The 21,941-nt window shown below is 48.3% G+C and carries 13 protein-coding genes; 11 read left to right on the forward strand and 2 right to left on the reverse strand.

The annotated features are described in order from the left end of the window. Positions 1–148: 148 nt before the first annotated feature. Complete coding sequence (locus FSB84_RS10205) at positions 149–2,209, forward strand: GH92 family glycosyl hydrolase (protein ID WP_262713801.1); 2,061 nt, start codon at positions 149–151, stop codon at positions 2,207–2,209. Positions 2,210–2,488: 279 nt separating this feature from the next. After that, complete coding sequence (locus FSB84_RS10210) at positions 2,489–3,412, forward strand: sugar phosphate isomerase/epimerase family protein (RefSeq protein ID WP_130541660.1); 924 nt, start codon at positions 2,489–2,491, stop codon at positions 3,410–3,412. Positions 3,413–3,475: 63 nt separating this feature from the next. Here the strand turns inward: FSB84_RS10210 and fucP are convergent, their stop codons facing one another. Both fucP and FSB84_RS10220 read right to left on the reverse strand, forming a co-directional pair. Beyond that, complete coding sequence (gene fucP / locus FSB84_RS10215; RefSeq protein WP_130541659.1) at positions 3,476–4,702, reverse strand: L-fucose:H+ symporter permease; 1,227 nt, start codon at positions 4,700–4,702, stop codon at positions 3,476–3,478. A 21-nt stretch (positions 4,703–4,723) separates the two neighbouring features. Then, a complete protein-coding gene (locus FSB84_RS10220) occupies positions 4,724–5,854 on the reverse strand; it encodes a glycoside hydrolase family 130 protein (protein WP_130541658.1) in 1,131 nt (376 codons plus the stop codon). Positions 5,855–6,006: 152 nt separating this feature from the next. On the opposite strand from FSB84_RS10220, the gene FSB84_RS10225 reads away from it, so the two are divergent. The 9 genes from FSB84_RS10225 to FSB84_RS10265 all read left to right on the forward strand — a co-directional run bounded on the left by FSB84_RS10225 (position 6,007) and on the right by FSB84_RS10265 (position 21,920). Next, positions 6,007–7,425 carry a DUF5005 domain-containing protein gene (locus tag FSB84_RS10225; RefSeq protein ID WP_130541657.1) on the forward strand — a complete coding sequence of 473 codons (1,419 nt, stop codon included), beginning with the start codon at positions 6,007–6,009 and terminating at the stop codon, positions 7,423–7,425. Between the two features lie 54 nt (positions 7,426–7,479). Then, complete coding sequence (locus FSB84_RS10230) at positions 7,480–10,827, forward strand: SusC/RagA family TonB-linked outer membrane protein (RefSeq protein WP_130541656.1); 3,348 nt, start codon at positions 7,480–7,482, stop codon at positions 10,825–10,827. Between the two features lie 10 nt (positions 10,828–10,837). Continuing rightward, positions 10,838–12,328 carry a RagB/SusD family nutrient uptake outer membrane protein gene (locus FSB84_RS10235; protein WP_130541655.1) on the forward strand — a complete coding sequence of 497 codons (1,491 nt, stop codon included), beginning with the start codon at positions 10,838–10,840 and terminating at the stop codon, positions 12,326–12,328. Positions 12,329–12,374: 46 nt separating this feature from the next. Further along, positions 12,375–13,379 (forward strand): FecR family protein, encoded by a 1,005-nt coding sequence (locus tag FSB84_RS10240; protein WP_130541654.1) that lies wholly within the window; start codon positions 12,375–12,377, stop codon positions 13,377–13,379. A 70-nt stretch (positions 13,380–13,449) separates the two neighbouring features. Beyond that, on the forward strand, positions 13,450–15,741 hold the full coding sequence (locus FSB84_RS10245; RefSeq protein WP_130541653.1) for a GH92 family glycosyl hydrolase: 2,292 nt from the start codon (positions 13,450–13,452) through the stop codon (positions 15,739–15,741). A gap of 8 nt (positions 15,742–15,749) precedes the next feature. Next, on the forward strand, positions 15,750–18,662 hold the full coding sequence (locus FSB84_RS10250; RefSeq protein ID WP_130541652.1) for a discoidin domain-containing protein: 2,913 nt from the start codon (positions 15,750–15,752) through the stop codon (positions 18,660–18,662). Positions 18,663–18,780: 118 nt separating this feature from the next. Continuing rightward, positions 18,781–20,475, forward strand: a complete 1,695-nt coding sequence (locus tag FSB84_RS10255; RefSeq protein WP_130541651.1) for a RagB/SusD family nutrient uptake outer membrane protein — start codon at positions 18,781–18,783, stop codon at positions 20,473–20,475. A gap of 20 nt (positions 20,476–20,495) precedes the next feature. Continuing rightward, positions 20,496–20,930, forward strand: a complete 435-nt coding sequence (locus tag FSB84_RS10260) for a DUF5004 domain-containing protein (RefSeq protein ID WP_130541650.1) — start codon at positions 20,496–20,498, stop codon at positions 20,928–20,930. A 15-nt stretch (positions 20,931–20,945) separates the two neighbouring features. Further along, positions 20,946–21,920 (forward strand): DUF4961 domain-containing protein, encoded by a 975-nt coding sequence (locus FSB84_RS10265; protein ID WP_130541649.1) that lies wholly within the window; start codon positions 20,946–20,948, stop codon positions 21,918–21,920. Positions 21,921–21,941: the final 21 nt, after the last annotated feature.

Below are 21,941 nucleotides of genomic sequence, written 5' to 3' on the forward strand. Positions count from 1 at the left end.
AGTTGCTGAATATTATCCCGGTCTTGATTAGTTTTATTCAAAAGCTTTGCCAATAGGAGCTGGAAATGTTAAAAAAATGTTGGAGGAGTAGTGGCAACAGCATGCTGGCGACACATATTAATGGTTATAGACCATAAAGTTGTTGAACATGAAGTATTACAAATTCAGATCGAAATTTTTGTCATCGCTTGGTCTTCTTGCGTTACTGACAAGTGGGCAGGGAGCTTTTCCCCAAAAAGTGGATTATGCCGCAAAAGTGAATACCCTGATTGGCAACAAGGGAAAAGGTGTGAGTGAAACAGAATTGCAGTTTGAGGCGGGTTTTACTGTTCCCGGTGCCACTTATCCGTTTGGCATGGTGCAGTTCACGCCTACATTCTTTGCTCCGGAGAAAGGCTTTGTGGTGAATCAACTGAGCGGAGCCGGATGTCCTAACATGGGTAATTTCCCTTCTTTGCCCCGAACCGGTGAACTCCGGCAATCGCCCAACGACATGAAAGGCTTCAAGCCAAAAATGGACAATATCAGTGCTGCAGCTGGATACTATCATGTAAAAGTAGACAATATAGATTGCCGGTTGACGGTTACCAAACGAACTGGCATGGCGCAATTCAGTTTTCCGGAAAAGGAAAACCGCGGTACCATCATCATTGGTTCAGGCATCAATGCCAATGCCATAACGGATGCCAATATCCGAATAACCAGTGCAACCACTTGTGAAGGTTATGCAGATGGAGGAACTTTCTGCGGTATATCCACTCCCTACAAAATCTATTTCGTTGCTCAGTTCGACAGACCTGTGGTCAGTTCGGGCACCTGGTCTGGCAATCAGCTGATGGCTTCATCCACTTCAGCCAGTGGCGCAAATTCCGGCGCATATTTCACTTTCAATACCGGCAAGGAAAAAAGAGTACAATACAAATTCAGTATTTCCTATGTGTCTCTCGACAATGCACGTGAGAACCTCGCAAAAGAAAATCCCGGATTCAGTTTCAAACAGGTGGCGGCGGCAACAAACAAGGCATGGAACAATTACCTGGGAAGGATCGAAGTGTCAGGAGCAGGTGAAGATCGTACCATACAGTTCTATACGCATCTCTATCATTCCCTCATCCATCCCAGCATCTTCAATGATGTGAATGGCGATTATCTGGGATCAGACAAAAAAGTGTACAAAGCGAAAGATTTTGAATATTACACCGCCTTCAGCAACTGGGACACTTACCGTACACAGGCGCAATTGCTCAGTATCATTACGCCGAAACAAATGAAGGATATCGTTACTTCTCATCTGTTGTTCGCAGAGCGCTCCGGAGGCAGCTTTCCCCGTTGGGTGATGGCTAATTTCGAGACTGGTATCATGCAGGGTGATCCCACGTCGATACTGGTGGCAAACGCCTATGCATTTGGCGTGAAAGATTTCGATACACGAAAAGCCCTGGCCATTATGCGTAAAGGTGCGGAGCAACCCGGTGCAAAAAGCCAGGACATTGAAACGAGACCGCATCTGCAACAATACCTGGAAAAGGGATACATGCATGCATCCATGCAACTGGAATATACTTCCGCAGATTTTGCCATCGGTCAGTTTGCCTTGCAGGCATTCAATGACAAGAAACTGTACCAGCGTTACATGAAGCAGGCCCAATCCTGGAAGAACCTGTACAATCCAGCCACAACCTGGCTCAATTCCCGGAATAATGACGGAAGCTGGAAGAATTTCAATGATGATTGGCGCGAAGCTACCTACAACAGTTATTTCTGGATGATCCCCTACAACCTCAAATCACTCATCGATACCATCGGAGGAAAGTACGTTGCAGAAAAACGCCTGGACTCCCTCTTTACCAAACTGAATGCAACCTATTACCAGGACTGGTTTGCCGCCGGCAATGAGCCCGACTTCCAGGCGCCATGGACGTATAACTGGACCGGACAACCGCACAAGACGCAGTGGCTCATCCGCCGCATCATTACAGAACAATACAGCAACCGGGACAATGGCCTTCCGGGTAATGACGACCTCGGCGCCATGGGCGCCTGGTATGTGTTTGCCAATATGGGCGTATTCCCGATGATTCCTGGTTACGGCGGATTTTCGCTGAACAGTCCATCTTTCTCCAATATCATTGTTCATTTAAGCGGAGGAAAAAATGGACAATTACCGGCGGCTCGGAAAAAGATCCTTTTGTACACAAACTCCTTGTGAATGGAAAAAAGTGGAATTCAACATGGGTTCCCTGGACGGACCTCTGCAAGGGCGGTACTATGCAATTCACCCTTTCCGGTAAACCGGATATTTCCTGGGGCGTATTACAGGAGCCACCTTCATTTGATAAATAATAATATTGTTTCTTCCTGTTTCCGCCGGTTTCTTTTTTTAAAGTTACCGGCGGAGACCTGTAACTTAGCTACTCACGTGGACAGACCAAACCTGTGAAAATAACTTTTGAAGGAGTCAGTAAAAAAAACCTGAAATGATCATCATATGAAAAATACCCGTCGTCAGTTCCTGAAAAATACTACTGCTGCTGCAACCGGTTTTGCAGTGATGCCTTCATTTGCCGGCTTATTGCCGGGAAAACCTTTCTTCGAGATCTCTCTGGCACAATGGTCGCTCCACAAAGAGTTCTTCAGTAAGAAATATGATGCGCTTGATTTCCCTGTACTGGCCCGAAAGAATTTCAACATCGGCATCGTTGAATATGTGAACTCATTTTTCAAAGACAAAGCAACCGATAAAACCTTTCTGGCAGCACTGCTGCAACGTTGCAGGGACAATAATGTAATGAACCACCTCATCATGATCGATGGAGAAGGTGATCTGGGCAATACCAATGACGCTGAACGTACCAAAGCCATCGAAAACCATTACAAATGGGTGGATGCTGCCAAATATCTCGGATGCAAAACCATCCGCGTAAATGCTTATGGCAAGGGAAGCCGTGATGAAGTGAAGAAAGCCGCTATCGATGGCTTGAGCAGGTTAGGTGAGTTTGCTGCCAAATCAAATATGAATGTGATAGTGGAGAACCATGGAAGTTATTCGTCAGATGGCGATTGGCTCCTCTCGGTAATGCAGGGCGTGAACAGGAAGAATGTTGGTATCCTGCCCGACTTTGGAAATTTCTGCATCCGTCATGAGAATAATCAATGTGCTGAAGAGTACGATAAATACAAGGGTACGGAAATGTGGATGCCTTATGCCAAAGGAGTAAGCGCTAAAACATTCGACTTCGATGCAGCAGGAAATTGTATTGAAACCGATTATCCGCGGATGATGAAAATCATTAAGGATTCCGGCTTCAAAGGAATAATCGGTATCGAGTATGAAGGAAATCGATTGTCTGCCGAAGATGGCATCAAAGCAACGAAAGAACTGCTGATCAAAACAGCAAAAGCGATAAAATAAATAACGTAAAAAAATCAACAGGCCGGTCTGCTCATAGCGGACCGGCCTGTTGATTTGAGAGCATCAATATCTTACTTTATAATATTTCGCTGCAAAAAGGAAAATAAAGAAATAGCAAACAATAGGAAGATAATACGCAGTAGCTACATCTTTATCTGCTATCATGCCCATGAAGTATGGCATAACGGCTCCGCCAACAACTCCCATGGAAATAAAGCTGGAAGCCTGTTGTGTGCGTTTGCCCAGGTTCTTCAGTCCAAGACTGAAAATAGTGGGGAACATGATACTGAAGAAAAAGTTGATGGAGAACAGCGCTGCATAAGACACCCATCCCCATTTCTGTGCAACCAGTATACAGGCGATAATGCTGCCCATCGTGAATGCTGCCAGTAATTTATTGGGAGCAATGAATTTCATCAGGTAGGTGCCAATGAATCTTCCCAATGCCATCATCACCATGAACACGGCGAGATAGCTGCCGGCTTTTTCATCACTATACCCCATCACATCATGACCGTAGTTGATGAAATATCCCCAGGTGCCAGCCTGTGCCGCTACATTGAAGAATTGCGCGATGGCGGCCCACACAAAATGACGGTGTTTGATCAATGGCTTATCGGGGGCCGTATCTGTATTGGCGCTTTCGCTGCCGGCTGGCGCTTCGTGCGGATTGGCGAGCGAAGGCACTTTTACCAGCAGGAATGCCACTGCTACCAGGAGGATGAAGATACCCAGGCCAACGTATAACCATTTTACCGGGTCCAGGTTTCCATCATGGTTGCTGCTGGTTGCCCTGAGCAGGAAAAAAGTGCCGATGATCGGACCAATGATGGCGCCTACTGCATTGAAGGATTGTGCAAAGTTCACGCGCCTGTCGCTGGAGCGTTGATCGCCCAGTGCCGCTGCAAAAGGGTGGGCCACTGTTTCGAGTGTGGCCATGCCGCAACCCAGGATGAAGAGCGCTATGCGAAAAAAACCGAATGAACCTGCATTGGCGGCAGGTACAAAAAGAAAGGTCCCACCTGCAAAGAGGATCAATCCCAGTAATACGCCAGGCTTATATCCGAAGCGTTTCATGAAAAGTCCTGCAGGTATGCTCATCACGAAGTAAGCACCAAATACAGACATCTGGATCAAACCCGATTCTGCTTTTGAAACATCCAGCACATTCTGGAAATGCTTGTTCAAAACATCACTGATCGAATGTGCAATGCCCCAAAGCATGAAAAGTGAGGTAACGAAAATGAAGATGACGATGTACTGTCGTTCTGTAAACCGGACCTTGTTCATAGATAAGCGCTAGTTTAGAAATTATGGCATGCGTTTGTTCGGATCGTACACGGCTACGGCAACACGACTATCTGCGCATCCGTAATATAAGAACCATTTTTTCTTAAAGAAAACCAATCCTTCCACAAAAACCGTCCCGGCGGGATATTGTCCACTTTTTTCGAAAGGCTCGGTGGGTACGAAGAAAGGTTTATCCAGGCGGCCGATCAGTTTGGACGGATCTTTCAGGTGGAACAGCGCCTGTCCGGCAGCATAGGTATTGGCCGTATAATTGGTGTCGCCGCCGGCGCCGGGAAGGTTCTTGCCATTGTACATGACAAGGATACCTTTATCTGTGATGATGGCGGGAGGACCGCATTCGGTGAGCTCACTGTCGAAATAATGAAGGCGTGGTGTGAGCACCAGTTTCAGTTCTCCTTTTTCATCCAGCGTAGGTGACCAGTTCAACAGATCGTCTGATGTGGCGATGTTCATGAATTTCTCTCCCCAGTACATCATGTATTTCCCATTCACTTTAGCAATCACCTGTTTTCCATTCACAAGCCTGGTAACGATACTGGCTGACTTGCTGAACATATCGGCAAACTTTCCATCAAAGGCTTTGCAGAAAGCCGGACCATGTTTTTTCCAGTTGATCAAATCCCTGGAAGTGGCGACGGCAAGCCTGGGCACTTTCTTATTCCACTGCGTGTACATCATTACAAAAATCCCATCTTCTGTTACTGCCACGCGCGGATCTTCACAACCTCCGGGCCATTCAAATTCCTGTTGATCATCGTTGGCGGGAAAAAGAACAGGCGCGGGACGGCGTTTCATCCGGATGCCATCGGCGCTTTCCGCCAGTCCGATCCTGGAAGTACGCTGACCAATGCCCTCACCTGATCTGTCTTCAGAACGATAGAGCACATAGATTTTATTCCCCTTCACTACTGCTGCGGGATTGAAAACATCACTCGCTTCCCAGGCAACAGGTTTGTTGCTCATGGGGTCAGGAAAGAATGTTTTTGCATCGGGAGATAAAACGGGATTCACTGTAGCCGGCCTGATGAAAGGTCCATAAGCCCATCCGGGAAATTTCGTTTGCGCGTTTGTATAAATGGAAATGCCAAGAAGCATTACCGATGAAAGAAACCTGATACTACCTGTAATCATCCTTAAAATTTTTGTTATACTCTCTGGACGTACTTCATTATGTAACGCAACCGGCAAACTACTTCTATCAGTTTGGGATTTTTAATTTTCCGGAATGGTGGTATGGCCTCCCACAGGTGACATACAATAGTAAAGACTAAAACCATTCTGCTATGCGATTGCTCTTACCTGTCCTCCTATGCGCCCTGATTTTTTCCGGTTGCAAAAAAGATGATCTGGAAAAACAGGAATTCGAAAAAGCCATCCTTTTCTTCAATGTGGAAGGTCAACTCGGAAAAACAGAGATCACGCGTACGGTGGATACCAGCCGGGTAAGACTGGCTATGCCTACGGGAACGGACATGTCTGCTATCGCTCCCAGTATCATGGTTTCCGATGGAGCCAGCATCCTGCCTGCTTCGGGAGAGATCATCAACTTCGCTGCCAACAATAACAAATACACTTACAAGGTCACTGCAAAGAATGGTACAGTCCGTAACTGGCTGGTGGAGATCAGTGTGATCGATAATATCTACGACAGTCTGGTGCTCATCCCCAATACCGGCGAATGGGGCGAGCAGTTGATGGTATTCCATGATACAGTCTACAACAAATACCTCACCCGCTATTCCGGATGGAATGGTGGCGATGGTTGCGTGTCTATTCCGCTTCCCAACGGAAATGTGGTATGGTCTTTTCAGGACAGTTTCTTTGGAGAAGTAAGACCAGACAGGGCTCGTATAGACAATGTGTTTGTGCGCAACGCAGGATTCATTCAACTGGGCCGTTCCACAGCACCCACCAGTTATGTGCAGCTCAATCCCACCGGGCCCAATGGCAAAGCGGCTACCTGGGTCACTGTTCCCGGTGCAACCAATGGAGATGAAAAGCTGTACTGGGGCGGGCCTGCACAGGTGTTGGGCAATGAAGTACAGATGGTGATGGGACAATTGCACCTGATCAATGGTGTACTGGAACATCAATCCACCGATGTTGCGGTATTCACTCTTCCAGACATGCAACAAAAAGAGATCATCCAGCAAAAATATATCGGCGCACTGCCTTTCGATGCCAGTCTGTTCAAAGCAAGTGATGGCTATACTTATATGTACACCACGCAGGCTTTCGGCATTTGCGCTTCGCATGTGTATGTAGCGAGGGCTGCCAACAATGATATCACCGGCCAATGGGAATTCTATACGAAGAATGGCTGGTCTGCATCGCAGCCGGCAACAGAAGATCTCGTAAGTCTGCTGGAGGACAATGCCACGCAGCCCAATGTATTCGAGAAAAATGGAAAATATTATCTCGTTTCGCAGACAACCTGCTATGGCCGCGATATCAAGATCTGGGAGAGCGGAAGCCCAACAGGGCCTTTCACCAACGGAAGAACATTGTACAGGATACCTGCTCAATATTCCCTGCCTGAATTCATCACTTACAATGCAGTGGTGCATCATGCCATCTCCCGGTATGGCGAGCTCGTGATCTCCTACAATATCAATCCCACTGATTTCTGGAGCAATTTCAACAATCCGGGCAGTGCAGACAGATACCGCCCTTACTTTGTGAGAGTGTTCAATTGGGAGTAATCGAAATGATGTAAATTGGGCGGTTGGTACCCGTGTTGTAAACCATTTGCAAGAATGAAGGATAAACTAACTGCCCCATATGATCCTCCCTGCACTTTCAGACAGATGCTGGCTTGCATAAGCATGCTGATCACAAGCTGTCTGATTGCCTGTATGGCAATTGCCCAGGAAGCGCCACGGCTGCAGCAGGTGCTCATCGATCTCACTGCACGCAACAGACCACTTGACAAAATATTGCAGGATATTGAAGCCCAAACGCAATTCCGTTTCGTTTATAACAGCGCTGAGCTCAGAGCTGCAGGTTCAGTTACCATCAACCGGAAACGGATCAATGTTGAGCAGGCATTGCATGAACTCCTGCCTGCAGGGTTGGAGTTCCGGCAACGGGGCTACAATATTTTGGTGCTGATAAAAGAAGAAACTGCCGGATCTGCGCCCAATAAGGATTTCCTCGTTAGCGGAAGAGTGGTGGATGCGGCCGGGCAGCCATTGAGCGGTGTAACAGTGTCTGCCGGGAATTCCCGCCGCGCCACAGTTACCAATGAACAGGGCAGTTTTGTGATCAATGCTTCAAAGAATGAAAGTCTCGAAATCACTTCTGTGGGATTTGAAGATATCACTGTTGCCGTCACTGGTCAGCCGTTACAGATAGTGCTCAGTCCAAACCGTCGCCAGGCATTGAATGATGTGATTGTGATCGGTTATGGAAATCTGCAAAGGAAAAGATTATCTACTGCCATCGCCACTGTTTCCGGAACTCAACTCAATGAGCGCGCCGCTTCAATGAACATTGTTGAAGCGATGGCCGGCAAAGTGCCCGGGGCCAGCATCATGCTCAATTCAGGAAAGCCTGGCAGCAATCCCTCTATCAAGATCAGAGGCACTGGTTCCATCAATGCATCCAACACTCCCTTGTTTGTGCTGGATGGAATTGTTGGACTCGACCCGATGATCATCGATCCCAGTATCATACAGTCTGTAGACATCCTGAAAGATGCCGCCTCTGCCGCCATCTATGGATCGAGAGGCAGCAATGGTGTAATATTGATGACATCCAAACAGGGAGTGAAGAACAAATCGAATATCATCTTCTCCAACCGCGTAAGCATCGCAACGCTCGCCCGTGAGATCGATCTGCTGGATGCAAAGGGCGCATTGGAAATGATAGAAAGGCAATATGCCTATATGCCAGGCAGGCTGGCGCCGCATAAAGATCCCTCCAATGATTTTGCACGTAAGGATGAATTGTTCTATCCGGATGGCACACCGCGTTACAATATCAACTGGCAGAAAGAAGCCACCAGGACTGCCCTCTCCACCAACAGTTCCCTGACCTTTACCGGAGGTAAAGACAATATGACCAGCCTGGTGAATCTGTCTTACAAAAAACAGGAAGGCATCATGCTGAACAGTTCTTTGCAGCAGATCAATCTTTTTGCCAATCTCGGCTGGGAAGTGAAGCCCTGGCTGCATCTCAAGACCATCCTGAACGGAGGTGGATTGCAATCCCGCAATGTAGACCTCAATTCACTTGGGTTCAATGCCATCCGCGAAATGTATGAGTACCTTCCATTCATTCCTGTAAAATACAGCGATGGCTCCTGGAGCCGCAAAGGCGATTATCCCGGTGCGGAAAATTCCGAGAATCCGATCCGCTTGCTGAATGAAGTAAGATCCGTAACCGGTCAGACCTATGTAATGGGTAATATCACAGGAACCATTCACCTGAATAAGAAAATCGATCTCGTTACCATCTTCAGCGGTCAGCTGGGTGGCGCTTACAACAATTATTACTCAGGAAAAGATGTGTTTGGTTTTTCCGACCTGGAAAATGGAATTGCACAACGGATAAATGGCAATGCAGGCGCCTGGACCAATGAAGATTATATCATGTACAACGATCGTATCGGCAAACATAAGTTCAATGCGCTGGCCGGTGCGAGCTGGTATTTCAATGTAGGTACTTCCACATTTGCAGGTGCTGAAAATTTCTTCGACGATTTTTTCAGTTACAATAATCTCGGAGCAGGTACTGTGCGTCAAACGCCGGGATCGGACAGACAGCAAAACCAGATGAATTCTTTTTTCACCCGCGTGCAATACGATTATGATAACCGTTACCTGGCTGGAGCCTCCTTCAGAGTGGATGGCTCTTCCCGCTTTGGAGCGAATAACAAATACGGTTATTTCCCTGCCCTGTGGACAAGCTGGTTGGTTTCCGCAGAACCTTTCTTTCAACGCTGGTTGCCAGCAGTGAGTTACCTGAAACTGCGCGCCAGCCTGGGCGTAACGGGAAATGCCGAGATCGGCAATTACGCAACTTTGTCGAGGCTCAATCCAACGCAGGTAATATTTGGCGGACAGCAGCAACCCGCTGTGGTATTGTCGAATCCCGGCAACAGGAATTTGAAATGGGAGCGGGGGGAACAGTTGAATATCGGTATCGATGCCAGTCTGCTGAACGATCGCATCGCCTTCACTGCAGAAGTATACCGCCGCCGCACAACCGATTTGTTGTACATCAAGCAATTGCCAGCCACCACCGGTTATGGTGGCATCTACGATAATATCGGTTCCATCCGCAACCAGGGACTGGAGCTCAGTATCCGCACCAGGAATATTTCCGGCCGGAACCTCACCTGGACCAGTGGCATCAACTTTTTCCTGAACCGTTCCAATGTACTTCACCTCAACGGAGATATCATTTATAACTGGGCCGGGCGTATCATGGAAGGGCAGCCTACCGATCAATATTTCGGATACTACCGGACCGGTACCTGGAGCACTGCTGAAGCTGCGGATGCCGCCGTGTTCGGCAGAAAACCCGGAGATGTGAAATGGCTAGACCGGAATAAGAACCAGGCAAAAGATGCAGGTGACCGGGTGCCGCTCGGCAGCAAGATGCCACGTTATCAGATCGATTTCACCAATACTTTCAGCAGCGGCCCATTTAGTGTGTTCATAGATGTTAGCAGCATGCTGGGGCATAAGCTGGCCAACTTTTCACGGTTCATCATGGAAAGCCATACTACCAGCGTGAACAGCTACTCCGCTATCCTTAATGCCTGGACGTCTGATGCACAGCATACAAGCCTGGCACAGCTCAGGCTGCAATCCGATGGTGGTGAAAATGAAATGGACAATTATTATATCGAAGATGGCTCCTTTGTGCGTGTGCGTAATATCGCTGTTCACTATGAACTGCAACCCGCCATCCTGAAAAAATTGAAAATGGAAAAATGTACCATCGGCATCAATGCGGAAAACTATTTCCTGTTCACGAAATACAAGGGATTTGATCCTGAAGCCACTTCCTTCGATGGCGATCTTAACCAGGGAGTGGACGTGTATCAATATCCAAAACCTAAAACATTATCCCTGGTGCTACAGGTTACTTTTTAACGGGAAGGATATGAAGCAACTGGTAAAAATATTGATTTGTTTGGCAGTGCTGCAGAACGCTTCCTGCAGCAAGTTCCTGGAAGAAGATCCTGCCGGCTTCATCAGTCCTGAAAAATATTACACTACGGAACTCCAGGTGCAGGCCGCCGTAAATGGAACCTATACCGGACTTGATGATATTTTCTCCACAGATATCGGTGTTGCCGTAAGTCCGTCTTTCTCGCTGGAATACCTCACCGGTTACAGTTATCGTTTGCGTCCGGCAGCTAATGCCGATAACCAGTTCCTCCGCCTGGATCCCATCGATCCGGCCAATGGCTATTTGGAAAATTGGTGGAAGGCCGTGTATTATCCAATGGAAAACTGCAATAGTGTAATCGATAATTTAGGACGAACTACCTTTCTGCCGGAATCAGATAAAAAGAAATACCTGGGCGAAGTATATTTTCTCCGCGCCTGGTATTATTTCATGGGTGTTCGACTTTTCGGTGACATCCCTTTGAAAACAACACCCACTACGGATTTTAACAATGTACATATTCCCAAAGCGAAACAGGCGGAACTGTATAACCAGATCGTGGCCGATCTGAAAATGGCCGAACAATCGGGTCTGCCCTGGACTGATGCTTCAGGTCATGTATCGCTGGGGGCCGTGAAATCCCTGCTGGCAAAAGTGTACATCACTATGGCCGGTTACCCGCTGAGGAAAGGAAATACTTATTATCAACTGGCATATGATAAAGCCCGTGAAGTGATCAGCAGCCAGCAATTTTCCCTGTTTGCCAGTTATGGCGACCTAAGGAAGAATTCCCTGAAGAATACCGGCGAACATATTTTCATGTTGCAGCGCGACCTGGCAAATGCCGGTAATATGCTGCATTTTGCACTCATGCCTTTCCCCGATCTGCCGATCACCATTCAGCCCGCTTATGGCGGGGCGCTGGCGCCCAGGCTGGAATTCTATCAATCTTTCAACGCAGCTGATCATCGGAAAGGAGAACAGGTTTTCTTTTTTACAGAATATCCCGGATTCAACAATCCCACCCATATTATCCCGTTGCCCGTGCCGCTGATCTTCAAATACTGGGATGAGCAGGCAGAGCAGATCGGGAAAACAGGACAGAATTTTCCTTACCTGCGATATGCCGATGTATTGTTGCTTTGCGCCGAAGCACGCGCCAGCCTGGATGGAGGAAGTACTACCAATACCTTCGCTATCGATGCATGGCACCAGGTGCACCGGCGCGCTTTTCCCGGCAGTGTAAAACCTGCACAGCTCCACGTGAATGATGTGCTGAAAGAAAGATTCTGGGAACTATGCTTTGAATGGCATACCTGGTACGATATGCTGCGGACGCGCAAGGCATTGAACACTACTACGGGACAAATAGTGGATCTTCTCGGTTATCAGGCGCCGAATCATGTACATCCGTTTTCAGAAAAAGACCTTCTGCTGCCTGTTCCGCTGAGCGAGGTCCAGAAAAACCCTTTGCTCAAGTAGACTGCTTCAGATACTTTTGCAGTGGAACCGATAATCATCATCCCGCATGGAACAAGAAAGATTACAGAAGTTGATAGATAAGGTACTTAGCGGCCAGGCAACCCCGTTGGAACAACAGGAGCTTGATCAATGGTATGCAGCACAGGATGAGGCGCAGGGATTGACAGAAGGAATGGATACACAGGAAAAATCTGCGGTAGGTTCACAATTGTTCCGCTCGATCGAGCAGCGGATCCAATCCGGCGAAGCGCAGGAAGCAATGGCGGCTCCCGTGTATGCAATGCCATCCCGTAATAACCGCAAATGGTGGATAGCCGCCGCTGTGGTGGCGCTGTTGGGATTTGGAGGCATTTACTTTTTCAATACCAGGCCCGCCGGATCCGCACTGGCGGCTGTTTGGCAGGAAGTAAGAACAACCACTGATGTACAGGTAGTCCGACTGCCCGATGGTTCGAAAATTTGGCTGAATGCCGGCTCCGGGATACGTTACGATACAGCTTTCTCCAATGGTAAACGCGAGATCTGGTTGCAGGGCGAAGCTTATTTCGATGTGGCGCAGCGGCCGGATAAACCATTTGAAGTACATACCGGTCATGTTACCACGCAGGTGCTGGGCACTGCTTTCAATATCGATGCTTACAACTCAACTGATAAGATCATTGTTACTGTGAACAGCGGAAAAGTAGCTTTGCGTGATGCCGGCAGGCTCATAAGCCAGGTATTGCCAAACCAACGCATCGTTTGCAAGGCCGATGGCAGCTTCAGCAAAGACAGTGCAACGGTCAACGATATGATGGCCTGGACCAGCGGTCAGCTGGTTTTCCGCAACATGAAATTCAGTGAAGTAGCCAAACGCCTGGAAAGAAAATTCCGCGCTGAACTGATCTTCCGCGATGCCAGTATCGGCAACTGTTCCATTACTGCCAGTTTCACTCCCTCCACTACACTGGAAGAGATCCTGGACATGCTCGCCCTGATCAATGGCAGTGAGATCACCTCCGGAAAAGCCTACAATCAATTTTATATCTCCGGCAAGAAGCAATGTAAATAGCAGCAACCCCTGTTGATTGCCTTCAACTGCCGTATAGCGGTGGAGCCTTTCTGATGTGACATATATTCGTATGAATAAACTATCTCACATCAGGAAGCTTTGTTATTGCTTCCTGATCAGTTGCCTTGCCAAAAGCGCCGCTGCGCAGAAAGAAGGATTGGTACAATATGTAAACACTTTACAGGGTACTGATTCAAAATTCGAGCTGAGCTGGGGCAATACCTACCCCACTACTGCATTGCCCTACGGCATGCATACCTGGGCTGCGCAGACCGGCAAGAATGGCGAAGGCTGGAAATACCAATACTCCGTAAATACCATCCGCGGTTTTCAGCAGGCGCATCAGTGCAGCCCCTGGGTAAGCGATTACGGCGTGTTCTCACTCATGCCGGAAGCCGGAGAACTGATAGTGGACCAGGACAAGCGCGCAGCTGCCTTCTCTCACGCCAATGAAACAGCGAAACCACATTACTACAAAGTGAAATTCGATAACGGTATCAGCACCGAAATGTCGCCCACGGAAAGGGGCGCACACCTGCGTTTCAGTTTCCCAAAAGGAAAGGACGCTTACATTGTTTTGGATGGTTATACCAAACAAAGCAAGATCACCATCATTCCGGGCGAGCGAAAGATCACCGGCTATGTGAACAACCAGCGTTTTGCTCCGGAATCTTTCAGGAACTATTTCGTGATCATATTCGATCAGCCCTTCGAAGCTTATGGCACATGGGAAAATAAGAACAATAGCATCCAGCCGGATGCAGCTGATGCAGAAGGGGATGGGAAAGGCGCTTATATCAGATTCAGGAAAGGAGTGAAGGTGCAGGCTCGTGTTGCCAGCTCCTATATCAGTGCGGAACAGGCACAGGTGACCTGGGAGCGGGAATTAGGTGAACACAAAACACTGGAGCAAACAAAGAGCAAAGCTGCTTCCATCTGGAACAAACTGCTTGGGCGTGTATTGGTTGAAGGCGGAACCGAAGAGCAAAAAGCAACTTTCTACAGCTGTTTATTCCGCGCCAATCTTTTCAGCCGTCAGTTTTTTGAATACGATAAAAATGGAAATCCATACTACTGGAGCCCTTACGATGCTAAAGTGCATAGCGGCTATATGTATACAGACAATGGCTTCTGGGATACATTCCGTTCACAATTCCCGCTCACCAATATTCTGCATCCGGCTATGCAGGGCCGTTATATGCAGGCTTTGCTGGACGCACAAAAGCAGTGCGGCTGGTTACCGAGCTGGTCGTTTCCCGGAGAAACCGGCGGTATGGTGGGTAATCATTCCATTTCCCTGCTCACCGATGCATGGGTGAAAGGTATCCGCAGCTTCAATCCGGATTCTGCATTGAAAGCCTATGCACATGAAGCTATGAACAAAGGACCCTGGGGCGGCGCCAACGGAAGGGCCGGATGGAAAGAATACTGGCAACTGGGTTTCGTTCCTTATCCTGAATCAGAAGGCTCCACTGCACAAACACTCGAATATGCATATGATGATTTCTGCGCCTGGCAACTGGCCCGCATGACTGGCAACAAATTCTATGAGGAAATATTCGGTCGTGTGATGTTCAACTACAGGAACGTATTTGATTCCACCATCGGTTTCATGCGTGGCCGCAGGAACGATGGAAGCTGGAAACCTGATTTCGATCCCTACGTATGGGGCGGACCTTATACTGAAGGCAATGCCTGGCATTACAACTGGTCTGTTTTCCACGACGTGCAGGGACTGATCAATCTCACGGGTGGCGACAAAAGATTTACCAGCAAGATCGATTCTGTTTTCACTGCTCCGAATACGGTGAAATACGGCACATATGGAACCATGATCCACGAGATGAAAGAAATGGTGCTGTCGGGCATGGGACAGTATGCGCACGGAAATCAGCCGATCCAGCATATGATCTATCTCTACAGCTATGCAGGGCAACCCTGGAAAACACAGTACCACGTACGGCAGGTAATGGAAAAACTGTACAACAGTTCCGAGAAAGGATTTCCGGGCGATGAGGACCAGGGCGGCATGTCTTCCTGGTATGTACTGAGCGCGCTGGGCATTTACAGTGTTTGTCCGGGTACCGATCAATATGTACTGGGCAGTCCTGTTTTTCCTAAAGCGACCATCACCATGGAAAATGGAAAACAGTTCATCATCGAAGCGGTCAACAATAACAAAGAGAATGTGTATATCCAGTCTGCTACCTTGAATGGAGTACAGCATACAAAGAATTACATCACTTACAGCGACCTGGCAAATGGCGGCCATCTCAAATTTGAAATGGACAGCCTGCCGAACCAACAGCGAGGTATAAACGAAAACGACCGGCCTTTTTCTCTTTCTGCTCCTAAACGATAAACAGAATCATGTTCAGATCAATATTCACATCGATCATTGTAGCGCTTACATCCGTAACCCTCCAGGCGCAAACCCGTCAATCCCTCAACAGCAACAAGGTGCAGTGGAAACTTACACCGCAGTCGGCCATTGGCAAAGACAGTGTACAGCTCTATGCCCCAGGTTTCAATACAGGCAACTGGGTGAATGCCGTAGTGCCGGGCGCCGTGTTCACTTCCTACGTGGAAGCCGGACTGGAAAAGGACCCCAACTTCGGCGACAATATCTACCAGGTAGACAAATCCAAATACAACCGGAATTTCTGGTACCGAACAGAACTGGATATTGCCAAACAGCCTGGTGAAACCATCTGGCTGAATTTTGAAGGTATCAATCGCAGGGGCGAAGTATTCTTCAATGGGGTGCGCCTCGGATTGCTGGATGGATTCATGCACCGCGGTAAGTTCGATATCACTGAGCTGGTGCAAACAGGAAAAAAGAATGTGCTGGCTGTACTCGTATACTGGCCAACATTACCTGTGCCCAATCTTGCCAGTCCAACCTATATTTCAAGCGATGGCTGGGACTGGATGCCATCTGTTCCCGGTTTATTGCAGGGGATCACAGATGATGTGTACCTCACCACTACAGGCCGCGTAACGCTGGTGGATCCCTGGGTGCGCACCGATCTGACCAGGGAGAAAGATGGCCTTGTGAGCCTCACCGTTGGCTTGATGAACAGCGGTGAAAAAGAATTGAAAGGCGTGATCTCCGGCACCATCCAGCCCGGTAATATCAGCTTCAGCCGTAATCTGAACATCGGCGCAGGCAAAACCATTCAGCAATCATTCGATACAGCCATCTTCAGGCAATTGCTCATCAGGGACCCGAAACTCTGGTGGCCTAACGGTTATGGTGAGCCGCATCTCTATACCATGGATCTTTCATTTTCCGTGGATGGAAAACCGTCTGACAGCAGGCAGATCAGATTCGGTATCCGTAAATACACCTACGATACGCTAGGCAGTGTGCTGCATATCAGCGTGAACGGCGAAAGGATCTTCATCAAAGGCGGCAACTGGGGGATGAGCGAATACCTCCTCCGCTGCCGCGGCGATGAATACGATCTGAAAATGCAGTTGCACCGTGAAATGAATTACAATATGGTGCGTAACTGGATCGGTTCCGTTACTGATGAGGAATTCTATGATGCATGCGATAAATATGGCATCATGGTATGGGATGATTTCTGGCTCAACTCGCATCCTAATCTTCCAACTGATGTATTTGCCTTCAATCAAAATGCTGTGGAAAAGATCAGGCGGCTGCGTAATCACGCCAGTATTGCGCTATGGTGTGGCGATAATGAAGGTTACCCGCTTCCGCCGCTCAATGGCTGGCTTCGTGAGAATGTGCGTGCTTTTGATGGTGATGATCGCTGGTATCATGCCAACTCACATTCAGATGCCCTTACCGGCAGCGGACCCTGGGTGAACTTCCATCCCAAATGGTATTTCACCAAATATCCAGGAGGCTTTGGCGGTAATCCGGGATGGGGTTTACGTACAGAGATCGGCACAGCCGTGTTCACCAACTTCGAAAGCTTTAAGAAATTCATGCCGCAGGATAAATGGTGGCCCCGCAACGAAATGTGGGATAAACATTTCTTCGGCAAATCCGCTTTCAATGCAGGTCCTGATAATTATGTGAGCACCATCAACAAAAGTTATGGAGAAGCTGCCGGCATCGAAGATTTCTGCCGCAAGGCGCAACTGGTGAACCTGGAAACCAACAAAGCCATGTACGAGGGCTGGCTGCATCATATGTGGAACGATGCTTCCGGCATCATGACCTGGATGAGCCAGAGCGCTTATCCATCGATGGTTTGGCAGACCTATGATTATTACTACGATCTCACCGGAGCTTACTTTGGTGTAAAGAAAGCCAATGAGCCCATCCATATCCAATGGAGCTATGCCGATAATTCCGTGAAGCTGATCAATACTACCCTGAACAAACTCAGTAATGTGAAAGCTAAAGCCACCGTGTATACGCTGGATGGGAAAGAAGCCACGCAATTTGGAAAAGAGATCAGCCTGGATGCTGCAGCCAATGCTGCCACTACCTGCTTCGATATCAATTTCAGTATCGACAATATCGCTTATAAAACAAAGGCCGTAGCGAGTTCTTTCTCTCCTGAAGCGGGCGACGCCAATGCTGTGTCTGATGGCAGCAGTGGCAGTAGATGGAGCAGTAACTATACAGATAACGAGTGGGTGTATATCGATCTTGGTGATAAGAAAGAGATAGCAGCCGTTACACTGAACTGGGAATCCGCCTACGCGAAAGCCTACAAGATCCAGGTATCTGATGATGCTGTGAACTGGACCGATGTTTATCAAACAGACAATGGCAAAGGCGGGGTGGATCAGATCAATTTCAAACCGGTACACACCCGTTATGTGAAAATGCAGGGCATCAAACGGGCTTCCGAATGGGGTTACTCCCTCTATGACTTTGAAGTGTATGGCCGGAACCGCAGCAGTGCATTGCAGGATATGCAATTCATCAAGCTGCAGCTCACAGACCGGCAGGGCAAACTTCTTTCCGATAATTTCTATTGGAGAAGTAATAAGTCGTCTGATTATACTGCGCTCAACAAGCTGCCGAAAGCATCATTGAAAACAAGCGCTACGCTTAAGAAGGAAGGAACCCAATCAGTGATCACTGCGAGTATCGTCAATAAAGGCAGGGGTGTTGCATTTGCCATACGTGTGCAGGTTATCAATTCCGAAACAGGCAAACAAATATTGCCGGCGATCATGAACGACAATTATTTCACATTACTGAAAGGAGAGTCCAAAACTATCCGGATCAGTTTCGATACAGCTTTGCTGCCGGATGGTAAATACAAATTACTCGCAGAGGCTTATAACAAATAGGAGAGTGTGGTCCAAAAATGCCGGGTGCCGGCAATCGCTCGCCTCCCGGCTTCTTTTTTTTACCGATGGCGGTATCGCTTCGCACAGGTGACATATAAATACGAATCATAGCTTGCTTATGACAAAATTGAAAATTACTGCCTGCGTTGCTGTGCTTGCCATGGCCGTTGCCTGCAATAAAGGTGATTTCCTTGACAAAACAGCCACTTCAGATCTAACGGAAAGATCTGTATTCTCCGACAGTGCCCGCACCATGGAGTTCCTCACGGGCATCTATGCTGATATTGCTTATAGCTTCAATCCATTCCGCTTCGGCGGCGCGGGCCTGGAATCCGCTTCCGATGAGGCTGAAGGCCCTGGCTCCAACAGTTCCAGCGCTTATATCCAGTGGGCTGCAGGCAGCATCAATTCCAATGCCTGGGTGGTGGGCGATGCCTGGAACACATCCTACGCCAATATCCGCCGTGTGAATGTATTCTTCAAATATCTTCCTGTCTCCCCCTTTGCAAATGCACTGAAGACTAACGCCAAAGCAGAAGCGCGTTTTCTCCGGGCCTGGTATTATTTCAACCTGGTGAAACATTATGGCGGTGTGCCGCTTGTTGGTGATACTATCTATACAGGGGATTCCCCTATCCGGGTTGAACGCAGGAGTTTTGAAGACTGTATCAATTATATCGTTTCTGAGTTGAACACGGCCATGCCTGATCTGTTGCCAACCCAGTTCAGCAACAATTATGGAAGGATCACTTCCGGCGCGGCACGTGCATTGAAGGCCCGCGTGTTGTTGTACGCAGCCAGTCCACTTTTCAATGGCGCACAAATCGCCACCGAAGAACCACTGCGTTCCATCACCGGTTATCCCACAGCAGACCCTGAACGCTGGAGGCTGGCTGCTGCTGCCGCCAAAGAAGTGATGGACCTGAATCTGTATAAACTCAATGAAGATAATTCCACTGCGCCCGGTTATGGCTTCTACAAACTCTTCACGCTTCGAAAGAATGATGAACATATCCTGCAGGGCATGCGCAACAAGAACCGTGAGCTGGAAGGTATGTGGCTGCCACCCAGCCGTAGTGCAGGCGATGGCGCCAATCCTACCAAAGAAATGGCCGATGCCTTCCCGATGCGCAATGGTAAAGCCATTACCGAAGCCGGTTCCGGATATGATCCCACGCATCCCTACGATAACCGTGATCCACGATTCAATTATTCCATTATTCATAATGAATCACTGGTGTGGATCAACAATGGACCCAAACAACCAGTATATACATACGTAGGAATGCCGCAGGACGCGATCTATATCGGCACCAATACCGGTTTCTACATCAATAAGATGTTGCAGGAAGATGTGGTGCCCAACAACTTCACCGAAACCGAACGATGCTTTCCGCTGATCCGATATGCAGAGATCCTGCTCAATTACGCAGAAGCACTGAATGAAGCCGATGGAGCCGTTCCGGAAGTGTATGCAGCTGTAGAAGCCATCCGCAAACGCGCAGGGCTGGATCCTTACCAGTTGCCTGCTGGGCTTACGAAAGACCAGATGCGCACAGCCATTCAGGCAGAACGCAGGATCGAACTGGCTTTTGAAGAACACAGATTCTGGGATGTGCGTCGCTGGAAGATCGCGCCGCAAACAGACAACAAAACCATGCACGGTACGGAGATCACGAAGAATGGCGGATCCTATTCTTACCAGACCATCAATGTACGCCCGCATGTTTTCCGCGATGCCATGTACCTCTGGCCGTTGCCGCAGGGAGAGCTTTCCAAATCACCTGAACTTTTACAAAACCCCGGTTGGTAAAACATCAAATCAATTTTCCCATGAAAAAATGGATAAGCATACTGATGGCAGTGATGACGGTGATAACGCTGTTGACCGTTGCCTGTCAGAAAGAAAAAGAAATGCACTTCACGGAATCCAATAAACCGCTCACCGGCGCCTGGAAGATCGTGAAAGTGATCCGCAATGGTGAAGACATGACGAACCGTTTCAACTTCACATCCTTCCGGATCAACTTCACACAGGACGCTTATACGATCGATAATCCCGTACCATTTCTGATAAATAAAAATGGCAAATGGCAATTCGACGATCCGCAGTACCCTATGGAACTTTCCTTCACACCCGATGGCGGGAATGCACTGAAGCCCGGGTTCCGCTATCCCGTTGTAAAAGGAAAACGGAACCTGGTGCTGATTTTCAGTCCCGGCTGCCAGCAAAATAAATACGAATACACTCTTGAACCACTGCAATAGCATAAACCCTGCAACATGAAACGATTGCTCCGGAAAAAGAATTTCAAGCAGCTCTTCTACCTTACGCTGGTAGTAGCCATTGTGGTGGCCAGTTGTATCGAGATCCGCGGCGTAACACATCCCAATACAGTAAAGGCAGGCGATACACTCACCATTGAGGTGAAGGCCTGGATGGATCCCTACTGGACCCAGCCGCAGAGCCGTCTCATTATCGGGTTCATGGCCCCGAAAAGCTGGAACGCGCGCGAGAACATGCGCATGTATTACACCAGCTCATTCGCCAATGGCACCATGAGCCCTGTACCCGCCAATGCAACCCCTTTAAGTTCCAGTCAGAAATGGCCGGAAGCCATCATGGAGCGTGTAGGCATCGGCGGTAATTATATCAATGATGTGGAGTGGGTGGTATTTCAATCAGACATTGCCTATGATATGAGCGATATTGCCGAGATCAATGCCACCGTTACCATCAAAGTGAAAGCCGGACCGGAGAACCTTCGCGTGAAACTCGGCTACTTTAGCGCCAGCAGCGGACAGGAACTGAGTGAACCTAAATTCTATGGAAAATGGTTCACCGATTGTCTCGAAGTAACCGATGGACTTGGCGAACTGATCGATTTCTGCAGTCCGCAGATCAGCGCTGTGCAGCCTTCTTCCGCCACCGACAATGATATCATCACACTCAAGTATGATGAAGATGCCATTGCCACTGATCTCAGCGGCGCCGACAAGGTTTTCCTCTGTGCCAAAGCATATACCACCAATAATGAAATGATTGAGGTATGCAGCCAGCAACCTGTATCCGCACTCACGCAATTGGGAGGAAAGAAATGGAGGATCGATCTGTGGCCGCGCAGTTACTTCAACCTGCGGGAAGATCAGACGCTCGATAGAATGGAATACTACTACACAGACGTAACCGGCACTATCAAAGTATTGAAGCAAGGAAATACCGGCGATCCATTTGTTTTCAGATTCAATTGCCAGTAATCCCAGAGGTCTTAACCAAAC

The sequence above is a fragment of the Pseudobacter ginsenosidimutans genome (assembly GCF_007970185.1).
GTDB lineage: Bacteria > Bacteroidota > Bacteroidia > Chitinophagales > Chitinophagaceae > Pseudobacter > Pseudobacter ginsenosidimutans.

Bases quoted from the DNA above. Each gene is read 5' to 3' on its own strand.
- FSB84_RS10205 (WP_262713801.1), top strand. From the start codon at position 149: ATGAAGTATTACAAATTCAGATCGAAATTTTTGTCATCGCTTGGTCTT.
- FSB84_RS10210 (WP_130541660.1), top strand. From the start codon at position 2,489: ATGAAAAATACCCGTCGTCAGTTCCTGAAAAATACTACTGCTGCTGCA.
- fucP (WP_130541659.1), bottom strand. From the start codon at position 4,702: ATGAACAAGGTCCGGTTTACAGAACGACAGTACATCGTCATCTTCATT.
- FSB84_RS10220 (WP_130541658.1), bottom strand. From the start codon at position 5,854: ATGATTACAGGTAGTATCAGGTTTCTTTCATCGGTAATGCTTCTTGGC.
- FSB84_RS10225 (WP_130541657.1), top strand. From the start codon at position 6,007: ATGCGATTGCTCTTACCTGTCCTCCTATGCGCCCTGATTTTTTCCGGT.
- FSB84_RS10230 (WP_130541656.1), top strand. From the start codon at position 7,480: ATGAAGGATAAACTAACTGCCCCATATGATCCTCCCTGCACTTTCAGA.
- FSB84_RS10235 (WP_130541655.1), top strand. From the start codon at position 10,838: ATGAAGCAACTGGTAAAAATATTGATTTGTTTGGCAGTGCTGCAGAAC.
- FSB84_RS10240 (WP_130541654.1), top strand. From the start codon at position 12,375: ATGGAACAAGAAAGATTACAGAAGTTGATAGATAAGGTACTTAGCGGC.
- FSB84_RS10245 (WP_130541653.1), top strand. From the start codon at position 13,450: ATGAATAAACTATCTCACATCAGGAAGCTTTGTTATTGCTTCCTGATC.
- FSB84_RS10250 (WP_130541652.1), top strand. From the start codon at position 15,750: ATGTTCAGATCAATATTCACATCGATCATTGTAGCGCTTACATCCGTA.
- FSB84_RS10255 (WP_130541651.1), top strand. From the start codon at position 18,781: ATGACAAAATTGAAAATTACTGCCTGCGTTGCTGTGCTTGCCATGGCC.
- FSB84_RS10260 (WP_130541650.1), top strand. From the start codon at position 20,496: ATGAAAAAATGGATAAGCATACTGATGGCAGTGATGACGGTGATAACG.
- FSB84_RS10265 (WP_130541649.1), top strand. From the start codon at position 20,946: ATGAAACGATTGCTCCGGAAAAAGAATTTCAAGCAGCTCTTCTACCTT.